This window comes from Anabaena cylindrica UHCC 0172 (assembly GCF_034931625.1).
In the GTDB taxonomy this organism is placed as follows: Bacteria; Cyanobacteriota; Cyanobacteriia; order Cyanobacteriales; family Nostocaceae; genus Anabaena; species Anabaena cylindrica_A.
In genome coordinates this window covers 99,428-116,096 of record NZ_JAYGGY010000080.1, presented here as the reverse complement: position 1 = coordinate 116,096, position 16,669 = coordinate 99,428, and the positions used below count along the sequence as shown (strand labels likewise).

The 16,669-nt window shown below is 40.8% G+C and carries 7 protein-coding genes and 1 pseudogene; 5 read left to right on the top strand and 3 right to left on the bottom strand.

Annotation, left to right across the window (positions count from 1 at the left end; genetic code table 11):
* Positions 1–150: 150 nt before the first annotated feature.
* Positions 151–540 (top strand): annotated as a pseudogene (locus VB713_RS16120) (type II toxin-antitoxin system PemK/MazF family toxin).
* A gap of 3 nt (positions 541–543) precedes the next feature.
* Here VB713_RS16120 and VB713_RS16115 read toward each other — a convergent pair.
* Complete coding sequence (locus VB713_RS16115) at positions 544–1,449, bottom strand: CoB--CoM heterodisulfide reductase iron-sulfur subunit B family protein (RefSeq protein WP_323312519.1); 906 nt, start codon at positions 1,447–1,449, stop codon at positions 544–546.
* A gap of 236 nt (positions 1,450–1,685) precedes the next feature.
* Here VB713_RS16115 and VB713_RS16110 point away from each other — a divergent pair, with 236 nt between their 5' ends.
* The 4 genes from VB713_RS16110 to VB713_RS16095 all read left to right on the top strand — a co-directional run bounded on the left by VB713_RS16110 (position 1,686) and on the right by VB713_RS16095 (position 9,492).
* A complete protein-coding gene (locus VB713_RS16110; protein WP_323312518.1) occupies positions 1,686–1,937 on the top strand; it encodes an acyl carrier protein in 252 nt (83 codons plus the stop codon).
* A gap of 138 nt (positions 1,938–2,075) precedes the next feature.
* On the top strand, positions 2,076–3,323 hold the full coding sequence (gene fabF, locus VB713_RS16105; protein WP_323312517.1) for a beta-ketoacyl-ACP synthase II: 1,248 nt from the start codon (positions 2,076–2,078) through the stop codon (positions 3,321–3,323).
* Positions 3,324–3,621: 298 nt separating this feature from the next.
* Entirely contained in the window at positions 3,622–5,634 is a 2,013-nt protein-coding gene (gene tkt, locus VB713_RS16100) for a transketolase (RefSeq protein WP_323312516.1), read from the top strand.
* Between the two features lie 324 nt (positions 5,635–5,958).
* On the top strand, positions 5,959–9,492 hold the full coding sequence (locus tag VB713_RS16095; protein ID WP_323312515.1) for a response regulator: 3,534 nt from the start codon (positions 5,959–5,961) through the stop codon (positions 9,490–9,492).
* Positions 9,493–9,553: 61 nt separating this feature from the next.
* Here VB713_RS16095 and VB713_RS16090 read toward each other — a convergent pair whose 3' ends face one another.
* On the bottom strand, positions 9,554–10,660 hold the full coding sequence (locus VB713_RS16090) for a hybrid sensor histidine kinase/response regulator (RefSeq protein WP_323312528.1): 1,107 nt from the start codon (positions 10,658–10,660) through the stop codon (positions 9,554–9,556).
* Between the two features lie 359 nt (positions 10,661–11,019).
* Positions 11,020–16,611: a PAS domain S-box protein gene (locus VB713_RS16085; protein WP_323312514.1), complete on the bottom strand. Its 5,592-nt coding sequence runs from the start codon at positions 16,609–16,611 to the stop codon at positions 11,020–11,022.
* Between the last annotated feature and the right edge of the window lie 58 nt (positions 16,612–16,669).

Genomic DNA, 16,669 nt, shown 5'->3' with positions numbered 1-16,669 from the left:
AGGCTCTATCCCTTATGAAACAAGCTGTTTAGCCACCTTGTCACCCGGTAAGGGATAAACCAGAAAAACTCAGCTTAACGGCTGCTGCTGAAGTCATGCGACCCTTCTATGCAGAAGGCAGTGAACTGACTGAGTTTGTTGATACTTGTGATGAAGACTTTTACGAATATCACGACTATGCGTAGAGGTCAGATTTGGCTCTATAGTGCCGACCCCACCATTGGGGATGAAATTGGTAAAACACGCCCTTGTGTGATTGTTAGCAATGATGAGATTGGGATTCTCCGGTTGAAAGTTGTTGTCCCAATTACAGGCTGGAATGATGCATTTACTGAAGTTCCCTGAGTTCCCTGGATGGTAAGAGTTGAACCTACACCAGACAATAGATTGAGCAAATTGTCAGCCGCAGATGCGTTTCAAGTACGTTCTGTTTCCCAGCAAAGACTGATCAGGCAAGTGGGAACTCTGACTGACAAGACAATGCAAGGAATCAGTCAGGCTTTAGCCGTTGTTTTGAATATTAGCAGCGTAGGCTTATAGCCGTTAAAATCCCAATTTTTCCAAAACTGGTTTTGTGGAAACAATATGACGTTCTAAACCCAATTCTTTCGGACTCACACCTAACGCCAAAGCAATTAATTGCGGTAAATGTAAAATCGGTAAACCTAATTTTTTCTCGATCACTTTTTCTACCTCTGGTTGACGAGAATCTAAATTAAGATGACACAAAGGACAAGGTGTCACAATACAATCAGCACCATTTTCTAAAGCTTCTTGAATGTGCATTCCTGCCATTTTAAAAGATTCATTAGTGGCATAGCTAGATAAAGGCCAACCGCAACATTGAGTACGACCACGATAATATACAGGTGTTGCACCTACAGCCCGAAACATATTTTCCATCGCTTCTGGCTGAAAAGGATCATCATAAGGCATGGATTTTTGAGCGCGGAGGAGATAACAGCCATAAAAAGCTGCACATTTTAACCCAGATAATTTATGAGTGACACGGTTAGTAATTTCCTCTAAACCATAGTCTGTAACTAAGGCGTAAAGTAGATGTTTAACTTCTGTACTACCGCGATAAGGTGAACAACCTTCTTTTTGCAACAACCCATTAACTTGATTTAAATAGGTGGGGTTAGTTGACTGGCATTCTTTCAAACGTTCATCCACATGACCAATTACACCTTGGCAAGTGCTGCAATGAGTCAAAAGGGGTAAATTTAATTCTTCTGCTAAAGCAATATTTCGGGCATTAACCGTATCTTCCAACAATTGGGAATCTTCTTTAAATGTACCTGAACCGCAGCAAGCAGCTTTTTTTAATTCAATAAGTTCAATACCGAGTTTTTGGGTAAGTGCTTGGGTGGATAGATATAGCTCCCGGCAGGCTCCTTGAGCTACACAACCTGGATAGTAAGCGTATTTGAGCATTTGAGATAGCATATAATTTTAAAGAGGGAATAGGGAATGGGTAACAGTGGGTTTTAGAAGGAGATTTATACCTCCCCTGAAACATACTACTTATAGAAGTGGGGGTTTTTTACTCCCTGATAGACAACAGGAAATAGGAAAAACCCTGAGAAGTATACGGGTGATCACGCTTTCCGATAAGATATATATGCTCAAAAAACGTTTCCCGTAAAGAGCAGATCATAGCAACTGGTTAAGGAATTTTATCTATGAGCCAAGCAGATATTTTTGAAAGGGTGAAGTCAATCGTCATCGAGCAACTAGAAATTGAAGCGGAAAAAGTCGTACCCAATGCCACATTTACAGATGATTTAGGGGCAGATTCCCTAGATATCGTGGAATTGGTTATGGCTTTGGAAGAAGAATTTGATCTCGAAATTCCTGATGAAGATGCCGAAAAGATTTTAACCGTAGCTGATGTAGTTGATTACATCAAAAATCACGTTGCTGCATCTGCCTGAAGCAGTTCTGAGTCCTGAATATGTAGACTCTAGACTTTTCTGTGAAAAGCACTAAATATCAATATATTCACTCAGGACTCAAAACTCAGCACTTTGGATTGTTCTACCTGCTGCTTTTTCGCCACCTTTAACTGAATCATGACAGACTATAAACGTAAACGCGTTGTTATAACTGGTGTTGGCGCGATTACACCTATTGGTAACACACCAACTGAATATTGGGAAGGATTGTTAAATGGACGCAATGGCATTGACTTTATCACTGCCTTTGATGCGTCTAAACATGATTGTCGCATTGCGGGTGAAGTCAAAAACTTCGATCCACATGACTACATGGAGCGCAAAGAAGCCAAGCGCACAGATAGGTTTGCCCAATTTGCGATCGCATCTGCTAAACAGGCTATATCAGACGCACAATTAGTTATCAATGACCTCAATGCCGAACATATAGGTGTCATGATCGGCTCAGGCATTGGTGGCATTAAAGTGTTGGAAGATCAGCAAACAATCTACCTCAATCGAGGTCCAGACCGCTGTAGTCCATTCATGATCCCCATGATGATCGCCAACATGGCAGCAGGATTAACAGCAATTCATACTGGTGCTAAAGGACCTAATTCCTGCTCAGTTACAGCTTGCGCCGCTGGTTCTAACGCCATTGGAGATGCCTTTCGCCTAATTCAAAATGGATATGCCCAAGCCATGATTTGTGGCGGTTGTGAGGCAGCTGTCACACCCTTGTCTGTAGCTGGATTTGCCGCAGCTAGGGCGCTGTCAACTCGTAACGACCCTAATTATGCTTGTCGTCCCTTTGACAAAGATCGAGATGGCTTTGTTATGGGTGAAGGTTCAGGAATTTTAATTCTCGAAGAATTAGAACACGCTCTCAATCGTGGCGCTCGTATTTATGGAGAAATGGTCGGCTATGCCATGACCTGTGACGCTTACCACATGACTTCCCCAGTCCCCGGTGGTTTAGGTGCAGCTAGAGCTATGGAACTGGCACTTAAGGATGGTGAACTCACACCATCAATGGTCAGTTACATCAATGCTCATGGAACCAGCACTCCAGCCAATGATGTAACGGAAACATCAGCAATTAAAAAGGCTTTGGGCGATGATGCCTACAAAATAGCAATTAGTTCCACCAAATCCATGACCGGGCATCTGTTAGGTGGCTCAGGTGGAATTGAAGCAGTGGCTACAGTCCTAGCGATCGCTAATGACCACATTCCCCCCACCATCCATCTAGACAATCCCGATCCAGGATGTGACCTAGATTATGTCCCCCACCTGAGCCGCGCTCAAAAAGTAGAGGTAGCACTATCCAATTCCTTTGGATTTGGTGGTCATAATGTCACCCTAGCGTTTAAAAAATACGTCTAAATTTTGGGAATAGGGAATAGGTGACAGGTGACAGGAAAAAATTACCAATCACCAATTACCAATCACCAATTACCCTGCCGGAAATGAACATCGGAAAGTATCTCAGATATCATTACCATTGATATTAAGGGTTCAGCTTTACCAAATTATCAGCCTTATTTATCACCACAAACTAAGAAGATCCCGCTTGTCCATCTACAGGTAGGAATGGGATGATGAGAATGGTGGGATCGCTGTATATGACCCCAGCAAGAAAAAGCTACAAAGAGTGTTAACCCGTCGTTAAAAACAAGAAATTATGGCTGTTGCAACCCAATCCCTCGAACAAATTTGTATTAACTCAATCCGCTTTTTGGCTGTAGATGCCATAGAAAAATCCAAATCGGGACACCCCGGATTACCAATGGGCGCGGCTCCCATGGCCTTTGTCCTTTGGGATAAATTCATGCGGTACAATCCCAAAAATCCTAAATGGTTTAACCGCGATCGCTTTGTCTTGTCTGCCGGTCATGGTTCCATGTTGCAGTATGCCATGCTGTACCTGACAGGTTACGACAGCGTTGGCATCGAGGACATCAAGCAGTTCCGCCAATGGGGTGCTAAAACCCCCGGACATCCAGAAAATTTTGTCACAGATGGTGTCGAAGTCACAACAGGCCCCTTGGGTCAAGGTATCGCCAATGCAGTTGGTTTAGCCGTAGCCGAAGCACATCTAGCAGCTAAATTCAACAAACCTGATGCCAAAATTGTTGACCATTACACCTATGTAATTCTTGGTGATGGTTGCAACATGGAAGGTATTTCTGGTGAAGCAGCTTCCATCGCTGGACACTGGGGATTAGGTAAACTAATCGCTCTTTATGACGATAACCACATCTCCATCGACGGTTCTACAGATGTATCATTCACCGAAGATGTTTCTAAAAGATTTGAAGCCTACGGTTGGCACGTCCTCCACGTTAAAGACGGCAACACCGATTTAGACGCAATCTCTAAAGCCGTCGAAGCAGCAAAAGCTGTCACCGACAAACCCACCATGATCAAGGTAACAACCACCATTGGTTATGGCGCTCCCAACAAGCAAAACACCGCTGGTATTCACGGTGCTGCTCTCGGTGGAGATGAAACAGCACTGACTCGTAAAAACTTAGGTTGGGAACACGAGCCTTTTGTCATCCCCCAAGATGCCCTCAACCACACCCGCAAAGCCATAGAACGCGGTGCAGGACAAGAAGCTGAGTGGAACAAAACCTTTGCTGATTACAAAGCTAAATACCCTGCAGAAGCAGCGGAATTTGAGCGGTTTGTCAGCGGTAAATTACCCGCAGATTGGAATAAAGTCCTACCTTCCTATACCCCCGAAGATAAAGCACTACCTACCCGTAAACACTCAGAAAACTGCCTCAACAAATTAGCAGCAGTTTTACCTGAATTAATTGGTGGTTCAGCTGACTTAACCCACTCCAACCTCACCGAACTCAAAGGCTTTGGTGACTTCCAAAAAGGAGAATTCCAAAATCGTAACATCCACTTTGGTGTGCGGGAACACGCTATGGGTGCAATCTGTAACGGTATGGCGCTCCACGGTTCAGGATTAATTCCCTACGGTGCGACATTCTTAATCTTTACAGACTATATGCGGGCTGCCATTCGCTTGGCTGCTCTCTCCGAAGCTGGCTCAATTTGGGTCATGACTCACGATTCTATCGGTCAAGGTGAAGATGGCCCCACTCATCAACCCATTGAAACTCTAGCTTCCCTGCGAGCTATTCCTGATTTAACAGTGATTCGTCCCGCAGATGGTAACGAATGTTCTGGTGCTTACACAATCGCAATTGAGAAGTCTAAAGCACAAGCTTCGACTCTGTTAGCATTCACCCGTCAAAATGTGCCTAACTTACCAGGTACATCTATTGCAGGTGTGAAGAAAGGTGCATACACAATTGTGGATTGTCAAGGTACACCAGATATTATCCTCATTGGTACAGGTTCAGAATTGAGCCTTTGTGTTACCGCAGCAGAGAAACTCAAGGCTGAAGGTAAGAAAGTCCGTGTTGTTTCTATGCCTTCAACTAATTTATTTGATGCTCAAGATGCCGCTTATAAAGAATCCGTTCTACCTAAAGCTGTCACCAAGCGTCTATCTGTAGAAGCAGCCAGCAGTTTTGGTTGGCACAAGTATATTGGTACTGATGGTGATACCGTCAGTATTGATACCTTTGGTGCTTCCGCTCCTGGTGGTACTTGTATGGAGAAGTTTGGTTTCACTGTTGATAATGTATTAGCTAAGGCTAAGGCTTTGTTGGGTTAATTAGCAATAAATAGTTTAGTTATTTTTTGGGGTGGGCAGAATAGCTCACCCTTTTTTTAACGCAGAGAAGCCAGTGTGAGGATATATTAGACATCTCCAAAAATTAAATACGTCTCTACTATCCAGCATCTTGCGTAAACTGGAAATTAATTTTTGGGTTTATTTAATACAAACCTATTATTGTCTAACACTTGTATTTTTTTGTATAAAAGAAATTTAATATACTGTTGATACTATTGCCTAATAGATACATCTAAACTTGTCTATTAGAAGAGAGTGATAATATCTGCATTTCATTGTGGTTATTTGAGGGTTCATTTCTCCATGTTAGATTTTTTTAACTACTTATCTTTTTTACCCATGTTTATACCGCATGGACACTGTTATTTGTGGAAAACTGAATTGGTATCTCTACACGTTATTGCTGATATGCTGATTGCATTAGCATATTACTCAATTCCAATCGGGCTGGTGTATTTCATTAATAAACGTCCAGATGTCCCATTCAGGTCTATATTTGCCTTATTTGGAGCTTTTATTATTTCCTGTGGTACAACCCACTTAATGGCAATATGGACACTCTGGTATCCAGATTATTGGCTATCGGGTACTATCAAAGCTATTACAGCCTTGATTTCCTGCTATGCCGCTATAGAACTGATACCGTTGATACCTCAAGCTATAGCTTTACCTAGTCCCAGAGAATTGGAGAGAATTAACCAGGAATTACACGATGAAATTAGAGAACGCCAACAAACAGAAACAAAATTACGGGCGACAACATCACGACTAACAGCATTAATTGAGAACTTACAAGCGGGTGTTTTGGTTGAAGATGAATCAAACAAAATTATTCTCATCAATCAAGAATTTTGTCATATGTTTGATATTCATGTTGCACCAGAAAGTTTGATTGGGGTAAATTTTAACGAATGTCCAAAAGAAAAAAAAGGATTATTTGCAGATCCAGAAGTTTTTGGGGAACAGTCAGCACGAATATTGGCAGACAAGCGGGTTGTTATTGATGAATTTATTCTGGCAGATAATCGCATATTTAAGTATTTTTATATTCCTATTTTTGTAGATGAAAATTATTGTGGACATTTATGGAAATATCATGATATTACTGAACGCCGGAATGCAGAAACAGCACTACAACAACAATTTAATCGAACTTTATTACTAAAACAAATTACAGAAGAAATTCGCCAAAGTTTAAATACACAAGAAATTTTTCAAACTACAGCTAATCAAATCAGCCAGGCTTTTAACGTAAATCGTTGTTTGATTCACACTTATATTGCTACACCTATACCAAAAATTTCTGTTGTTGCTGAACATTTAGATATAGGTTATGAATCTTTACTAAGTTTAGAAATTCTCATTGCAGGTAATCTTCATGCAGAATTGATGATTGCACAAGACAAAGCGATCGCATCTCTTCTCCTATCGGAAACAGTACCTGAACAAAATACTCCCCGTTATTATAGCCAGTCCATAGGTATTGGATCTGACTATGTCTACACTGAGCCGCTTCTATTCAGAACGGCTGAAGCAATGTATAGCCAAATGGGGGTGAAATCAATATTATCAATTCGCACATCCTATCAAGGAGAAGCAAATGGAGCAATTAGCTTACATCAATGCGATCGCATCCGTAATTGGACCGCAGACGAAATAGAACTACTAGAAGCAGTAGCACCACAAGTAGGAATTGCGATCGCCCAAGCAAATCTTCTAGAACAAGAAAAACAACAACGCCAACAACTGACTATCAAAAACTCTGACTTAGAACAAGCAAAACGCCAAGCAGAAAGCGCCAATAGAGCCAAAAGCCAATTTCTAGCCATGATGAGTCATGAAATTCGTACTCCCATGAATGCAGTCATCGGCATGACAGGTTTGTTACTCGACACCCACCTCGACTCACAACAGCAAGACTTGATCACCACTATTCGCAGTAGTGGTGATGCCCTACTATCAATAATTAACGATATCCTTGACTTCTCAAAAATAGAGTCTAACCAGCTAAATTTAGAAGCACAACCCTTTAGTCTACGTGATTGTCTAGAAGAATCTTTAGACTTATTAGCTTCCCAAGCAGCCACTAAAAAAATAGAGTTAATTTATTTACTAACTCCCCAAACACCGAATATCATCATCGGCGATATCACCCGTCTGCGACAAATTTTCGTGAATTTATTGAGCAATGCTGTCAAATTTACCAACCTAGGAGAAGTCATTGTCACAGCCACAGCAAAACCATTAGCAATAGTCACAACAGCACCCGCTTTCCCATCCTATGAAATCGAATTTGCCATTAAAGATACAGGTATTGGTATTTCCCCAGAAAAAATAGATCGATTATTCCAGCCTTTTAGCCAAGTTGATTCGTCCATGACTCGCAAATATGGTGGCACAGGATTAGGTTTAGTTATTAGCCAACGACTCAGTGAAATGATGGGAGGAAGAATGTGGGTAGAAAGCCAAATAGACAATGGTTCTACTTTCTATTTCACTATCACAGTTCCTGCTGATCTTCAGCAAGAATCAATCAACTTAAACAAGTCATCCAATCAACTCAAAACCAAACGACTACTAATTCTCAGCAACCATCTGGCTCATCGGCAATTTCTAACTATGCAAGCAGAGTCTTGGGAAATGTTAGTGCATACATTTAAATCTCCTGCTGAAGTTTTTTTATATCAACATCAAGGAGAACAGTTTGATATCGCTATCTTAGATATGCAACTTTCGGAAATAGATAGTTTAGAATTAGCACAAAAAATCCGTCAGCATCCAAATTACCAGACACTACCTTTGCTAATATTAAAAGATCTCAATCAACCAGAAATCAAACATCGAGTTAACCCTATAGAAGGAATAGCTTTCTTAAATAAACCTCTCAAACAATCTCAACTTTATAACAGTTTGCTCAACCTTACTCGTCTGCAACCAACTAGATTTAGCAGTTCAGACAGAAATATTGTGCAAACATATCCCAATCTAGGTGATCTAGCAATGCGAATTTTAGTAGCGGAAGACCATCCCGTTAACCTAAAAATGATCATCTTAATTTTATCTAAACTGGGCTTAAGAGCAGATGTCGCAGGTAATGGATTAGAAGTATTATCTGCCTTACAGCGCCAATCCTATGATGTTATTCTCATGGATGTACAAATGCCACAAATGGATGGATTAGAAACCACCCAACAAATCCGAATGTGGCATTGGGAAGAACAACCACGAATTATCGCCATGACTGCAAATGCAATGCAGGGAGATAAAGAAGTTTGTCTTGAGGCAGGCATGGATGAATATATCAGCAAACCAATTCGATTAGAAGAGCTAGTCAGAGTACTAACTCAATGTCAACTAGAGTCTCAAAAAAATACAGCAACATACTCATTTGTTAACAGTTACTATCAAGAAAAGAAATCAGTAGCAACCCTATCTTCACTCAGTTATACCTCTGCTATTGATCTTCGGATCTTTCAGTCACTACGGGATATAGCTGGTGAAGATGCTAATACCTTTTTACCTGAATTAATTTCTATATATATAGCAGAATCTGCTAATTCATTAATAGATTTAAATCTAGCTATTAAACAACTAAATACTACTGCCCTTAAACAAATAGCCCATAAATTTAAATCTAGTAGCGCTTCTGTTGGGGCTATCAACTTAGCTAAGTGTTGCAAAAAAATGGAAGCACTTGATCACAATGAAACTATTGATAAATATCGAGTTCTCTTAGAGCAGATGGAAACTGAATATGAGAGAGTAAAGTTAGCTTTGCAAATAAAATGTACTGATACCATAAGAATTCAGGAATCAGAAGATAGTCCGCAAAAATGAGTAGCATCTGTTGACTTCGACCTGAAAATCTGATATTATCTATCTTGATAAGGAAGAACTATCAGTTTATGGTTGTTTCCAAAATTTGTTGATTGTCATCAATCTCAATCGTAAAAATTGCCCCTGTCGGTTGATTGCTTTCCACTTTGATGTTCCCCCCATGAGCTTCTACTGTCATTTTGCAGAAAGCAAGACCTAAACCAATTTGAGATGCTGCTTTGTTAAAAGTGCCGATTTCATATTTCTCGAAAATGACTTTACGTAATTCCTCTTTCACACCTGGGCCTGAATCAATAACTTGGATTTTGGCTTTTCCTGGTGCAGGATAGTCAGCGTGGACGATGATTTCACTATGGGAATGGGTGAATTTAATTGCATTAGAAAGTAAATTATCAATAACTCGACGGAATAAATTTGCATCCAAGCTGATACTTCCTCCAGGTTTGGGTAAATCGCTAATTAGTTTAATATTCTTTTGAATTACAGATGCTTCAATATCAGTAATAGCTGAAGCACAAAGTTCAGATAAATCAACATCTGTGCGTTGCAAAATTAATTTGCCAGAATCTAATTTTGCCAACAGCAGTAAACTATCAATCATTGATCTTAATTGTTGTGCAGCGGTAATGATCTGACTGCTTTTTTGAAACTGACGTTCGGGAGGTAAGTTAGCAATTCGCAACATTTCTGCCGCGAGAATAATGGAGGTTAAGGGATTCCGCAAATCATGAACAATCATGTTAGAAAGGTCTTCGCGCAAATGCAGAGTTTCTTGGAGAGAATCATATTGTTGTTTGATGCGTAACATTGATCTCACCCGCGATCGCAGTTCCATCCCATTTACAGGTTTACTAATGAAATCATCAGCACCTACAGCCATACATTGGGATAAATCTTCTTTAGCTGTAAGTGCTGTCACCATAATCACTGGAATATGCTTCCATTGAGAATTAGATTTAAATTTTTCACAGAATTGGATACCATTCATTTGTGGCATCATTACATCTAATAAAATCACATCAGGCTGAAAGAAAGCCATGAGATCCAAAGCTTGCTGTCCATTAGCAACATAGCTTAAGGCATAACCGTCACTATCTAATAATGCATCAATAACATCAAAGTTATCAGGTTCATCATCAATGACCAAAATCTTTGGCAGTGGTTTCATAGCTAATATCAAGTTCAAATAATTTACTGATAAATCTAAAAACGCTTCTACAATATTATTTGTCACCAGATGTCTCTTACCTATTACCAGTACCAAAATAGGATTTCCTCCGTTTGGGTTGGTAGTCATTGCTCACTCTACACTAGCTAGATTAGCGTTAAAAATTGTCATTATGACAAGGCATGAGGCCGAAGGGAAGAGGTTTGTAGGCAAATTTATTTTTCGTTACATATGACTCTCTGAGAAGCCGCTACGCGTCTCTGTTTTTTTAAGTCGTTCGACTGACTTAAACTGTTTCCAAGATAATTTACAATTCCTAGTAGACATGACAATAAGTATTTATACGAAAATTATATCAGTTATGAACCACTTTTGTCCGTTTTCTGATTTAACAAATCTTGAATTTTCTCTACTAAAAGTTTCAACTTGACTGGTTTCGTAAGATATTCATTTGCTCCAGATGCGATGCATTGTTCTTGATCCTCTGGCATAGCTAAAGCTGTCAAGGCAATAATGGGAGTATGTATAAACAAGGGATTAGCACGAATAAGACGCATAGCAACTAATCCATCCATACCTGGCATTTGGATATCCATGAGAATTAGATCGGGATGTTGCTCTTTAGTGAGAGTAACGGTTTCTTCACCATTTTTGGATATAATCAGGCGATATCCTTTAGCACCCAGATAGTTAGAGATGGTGGCAATGTTGGCTTCATTGTCTTCTGCTAAGAGAATTAGGGGAGGGGAAGTTGGTTCTGTGGAAGTAGTGGTAGTTGAGGTAATAATCAGAGTTGTATTAGAGACATCATTGGGATTCTGGAGTTTCTGTAAAGTATTGCGAATTTGTTCTCGGCTAATAGGTTTAACTAAGTAGTCGGTAGCACCTAAAGATATTGCGTGCGATCGCTCATCAACTACCGAAGTTACCAATATAGGTATATTCTGCGTTTGCGGATTAGCTCTCAGTTGTTGTAATACGTCCCATCCAGACAGATTCGGTAACAGAATATCCAAAATAATCAGCACTGGGTGGATGCGGAGTGCTTCATCAATAGCTCCCTCACCTTTAGTATAAATAGTAGTTTGCATATTCAATTCATTCAAATATCGAGCAACCTGTTCTGCTGCAACCATCGAGTCTTCAATGATGAGTACCTGTGAATTTTGGTTTTGAGTATTGGGTAAAAGTTGATAAGTTCCAGAAAATAGACTTTTTTTGCTATCCCCCAGTTTCTCTAGATAGGGAATACGAACTGTAAAACAGCTACCCTCACTTAGCTGACTAGTTACTATTATGTGACCATTATGTAGGTCTACCAGTCGATGTACCAGAGCTAAACCTAATCCTGTCCCATTATGCTGACGATTCAGACTACTGTCGATCTGCACAAAAGGTTGAAACAGTTTATCCAATTCTTCTTTAGCAATACCAATTCCAGTATCAATAACTGAAAAACAAATCCATTGATTTGGGGAAGAAGGTGACAGTGAAGAAGAAGAAGAAGGATTTAGGGTTTGCGAATTATAGAAAGGTGAATTTTCGCTCTCATCTCCCTGCTCCCTGCTCCCTGCTCCCTGCTCCCTACTCCCTGCCCCCTGCTCCCCGCTCCCTACTCCCTGCCCCCTACCTTCCTCCTGCTGCACAACAAGTTTGACACTGCCACCATCGGGAGTAAATTTAACTGCATTATTAAGTAAATTAATTAGCACCTGACGAAGACGGCGTTCATCTGCAATTAAGTCAGGTAGATTTGGTGATAATTCTACGGAGATTTGAATATTTTTTTTCAGTGCTTGTTGTTTAACAAATGTCAAACTAGAATCACAGAGATAACTAACGGTAACTGATGTAGGTTGTAACTCTAGTTTACCGGCTTCAACTTTTGATAAATCGAGAATATCATTAATCAAGTCTAGTAAGTGTTTGCCGCTGCGTTCGATGGTTTGGATGGCTCGTTGTTGGCGATCGCTCACTGTCCCAAAAACTTCCTCTAATAAACCTTCTGACATCCCTAAAATGGCGTTGAGAGGGGTACGTAATTCATGACTCATATTCGCTAAAAACTCGTCCTTGAGACGGGTGGCACGGGCTAGTTCAGCATTGGTTTGGCGCAGTTCTGCTTCCATCTGCTTGCGTTCTGTCATTTCTAAAGCTGCACCGATAATTTGTTTAGGTATATTTTCGGCATCGCGGCTAAATACAGTATCGTGGCTAACAAACCAGTGCCAGTTGCCTTGGCGATCGCACATCCGGTATTCTATCTCCAAGATATCTTCATCTTTAGTTGTGGCAAAGCGAGCATGATAATCAGCGATTTTGGAGATATCATCGGGATGGATCATTTGCAAAAATAACTCTGAACCCATGCTTTGAATTTCTGCGGGAGAGTAGCCTAGTAATTGAGCAATTTCTCTGTTAACGTAAACATTGCATTTTTCCTGCAAATCGTAGATGTAGAGGATATCTGGACTGGCTTCAGTGATGCGTTGAATTAAATACTGGCTTTCTTTTAAAGCAATTTCAGTTGTTTTGCGGTCGGTGATATCTAAAGCTACACAGGTGACACCTTCCATAACACCATTGCGATCGCGCAGTGGATCAATTGTTAAAACGTAGCAAATAAAATTGTCTTCTGTGCCAATCACTATTTCATCTCTCATGCCAAGACCTGTTTCTATGACATTGCGTTTCCAGGCTTCTAATTTTTGAGCATCTTGAGGGAGAAATAGATCAGTATCAAATTTACCAATTACCTGTTCAGGAGTCAAACCCAATGCCGGGTTATAAATCCAGGTGTAACGCAGGTCAAGGTCTTGGTTAAATACGACAATTGGCGAATTATTTAAAGCAATGCGAAAGCGTTCTTCACTGTAGCGGAGAGCTTCTTCTGCAACACGTCGGCTGGTAATATCATCATAAGTTCCCAGAATACCTATAATATTGCCATCATTATCCCGCAATGGTACTTTACTAGTCTCTAGCCACATGATAGAACCATCTGGTTTATGAAAGGTTTCTTGGATATGTATTTCTGCTTGACCAGTTGTCATCACCAGGCGATCGCATTCTAAATAAGAATCAATTTCTTCACAAATTGCAGACATAGCATAGGGATCTTGCCCGATAATTTCTTCCGGGGTTTGACCAACATCTTCAGCAAAGTTGCGGTTACAACCTCTCACCACTGATTGTCGATCTTTCCAGAAAACCCGCTGAGGAATAGTGTCTAGCACTAGTTGCAACATTGTCTGTGATTCTTGTAAAGCGGTGGTACGTTGTTCAACTCTAGCTTCTAGTTCTTCGTTGAGTTGTCGTAATTGTTCTTCTGCTTCCTTGCGTTTGGTAATATCTTCAGCAAAACCACCAATGCGGTATACTTCTCCAGCATCATTTTCTATAGGAAAAGCGCGATCGCGTAACCAGCGGACTGTACCATCAGGTTGAATAACACGATATTCTTCGTCATACTCTCCTAATACAGCTTTAAGAAAAAAAGCGGTTTTCACCCGTTCTTGATCCTCTTCGTGAATAGCGGTCAGCCAGGTATGAGGTTGCTGGTACACGCTTTCACAGCTGCGACCCCAAATTTTTTCATATTTTTGGCTCACAAAAATGATCTCAGAACCTGCTGTGTTTGTCATCCAAATGACTTCCGGCAAGTTTTCGGCAATTTGGCGAAAGAGTTCCTCACTATTCCTGAGAGCAATTTCTGCTCGCTGGCGTTCCCCTAGTGCAGCTTGCCGTTCGCTAATATCAACATAAGTAACGATGACTTGTTGTAAATTACCATTACTATCAAATTCTGGAAAAGCATTAACCAATAACCAAATCTGCGTTCTACTCTGAGGTCGATTCACCCCCAGCACATAGTTTTTCAGGGGTTGAAGTGTAGCGATAACCTGATTTATCGGGTATTCCGACACTGGCATCACTGTTTCATTTTCCCTCAAAAAATACCAAGCCGGATCTAAGGTCGTTTTACCCTGCATTTGGTCAGAAGTTAGTTCTAATAATTCGCCAGCTTTGGCATTAGAAGTCAGAATACTGCCATCTACTGCATGAACAACTAAACCCAGCGGCAGATTTTCCAGTAAAAGCCGATATTTAGTTTCACTTTGACGCAGTAATTCTTCAGTTTTTTTCAAATCGGTGATGTCTGACATCGACATCAAAAAAGCATCCTGACCTTCCCAAGCTATTGCCGCAGCTTGCATATTGACGGTACGCTGTTGACCAAATAATTGTAGTAGTTCAATTTCTTCAACTCGCTGAGTGTCATAATCATAAGGAATTGCAAAAGGCCAACCGAAGAGTTCTTCTCTTTCTCTACCAAACATCTTGGCCGCAGCCGGGTTAACAAATAAAATATGACCTTGCTTATTTACGGTGACAAAACCACTCCCACTGGTTTCCACAATGGTTCGTAAGCGTTCTTCATTGTCTTTTAAACGCTGATATAGTTCCGCTTGCTGGATAGCAATTGCTAAATGATTGGAAAGCTGTATGAGCAATTCTGTTTCTTGTGGTTGCCATATACGGGGGGCATCGTTTTGACAAGCCAGCATTAAACCCCAAAGTTCTTCCCCCACAACAATGGGAACCAAAATCTTGGCTCTAATTTGCAGATTCTCCAATAATTCCCGATGACAGGGAGTCATATCTCCTTGAACAATGTCATTAACAACATGAATCCGCCCATTGATGTACTGTTCGACCCAATCGAATGTAAAGCAAGGATCGCTTACTTGTTGTCCTAGTAGAGATAACCATCCTGCTTGCACATCTTCGGCAATGATGATACCGTCACCAGGTGGCTGAATTTTATAGACTAAAACGCGATCGCAATTCAAGAATTTTCTCACCTCAACTGCGATCGCATTCAAGGTTTCTCGCAGGTCTAATGACTGTCTAATTCTGCTGGTGATTCCATTTAGTAGTCGTTCCCGTTCTGCCTGTATCTGCAACTCTGCTATGCGGTTTTGTACTTCTTGTTCGAGTTCCGCATTACGAATCTGCAATAACTCTAGTTTTTCTACCTCTAACCGCGATACCTCTTGTTTGAGACTATCTACCATATTATAAATATCAAAGGGGTTCAAGGCTTGAAGCAATGTAGTTTGGGTAACAATCCCCAGCATTTCTCCTTCTTCACCTGTCATCACAACCCGATTTATTCGCCTTTCTTGCATCAGCATTGATACTGACCAAAGAGATTCATTTGGAGACATACAAAAAACAGGACTACTCATCACTGTTTGCACCTGAATTGTCTCCAAATCAAGAGCCAAAGCCTGAAACTGGACGATATCACGCTCAGTTACAATACCTATGGGTATCAGTAGAGAATTGTTCTCTTCCACAATTATCACTGAACTCACGTTTTGCCTAGTCATTAACTTAGTGATTTCCAGCACCGAAGTTTCTGGGGAAGCTTGGACAATGCGAATACTCATCACTTCTGACACCAGACGTAACCGCAGCAAATCTACAGGACGTAAAAGTTGACGCAAGCTTTCATGGGTGAGTAGTCCTAATAACTGTCCACTATCATCTATCATCGGCAGATGACGAATGCGGTGACGTTGAAATAAATTAAGAACAACAAAAATATCCGTGAAATCAGATTTGCAGATAGTGATCACAGAGCGATTCATGACATCACCAATCACCACCCCGGCAATTTGTCTCCCCTCAGCACTCAATCTCACCACATCCCGTTCTGTAAAAATTCCCACTAATTGGTTATTTTCCATTACCAAAACACAACTAGCGCGGGAATCAATCAACGGGGAACTGTTGTCAACACCAAATTCTGTCAATGCACAGCTTCCCCGTGCATTACTCATCAGAGCGATCGCATCCGTTGCTAGTGTATCCGAACTAACAATCAAAGGCGTAGCAATAGCCTGTTCTAGATTATTTGCTTCTATCAGAGAGGTGGACAACATTGGTAATTGGTGATTGGTGATTGGTAATATCTCGTTCCCAGTCTCTGACTGGGAATGC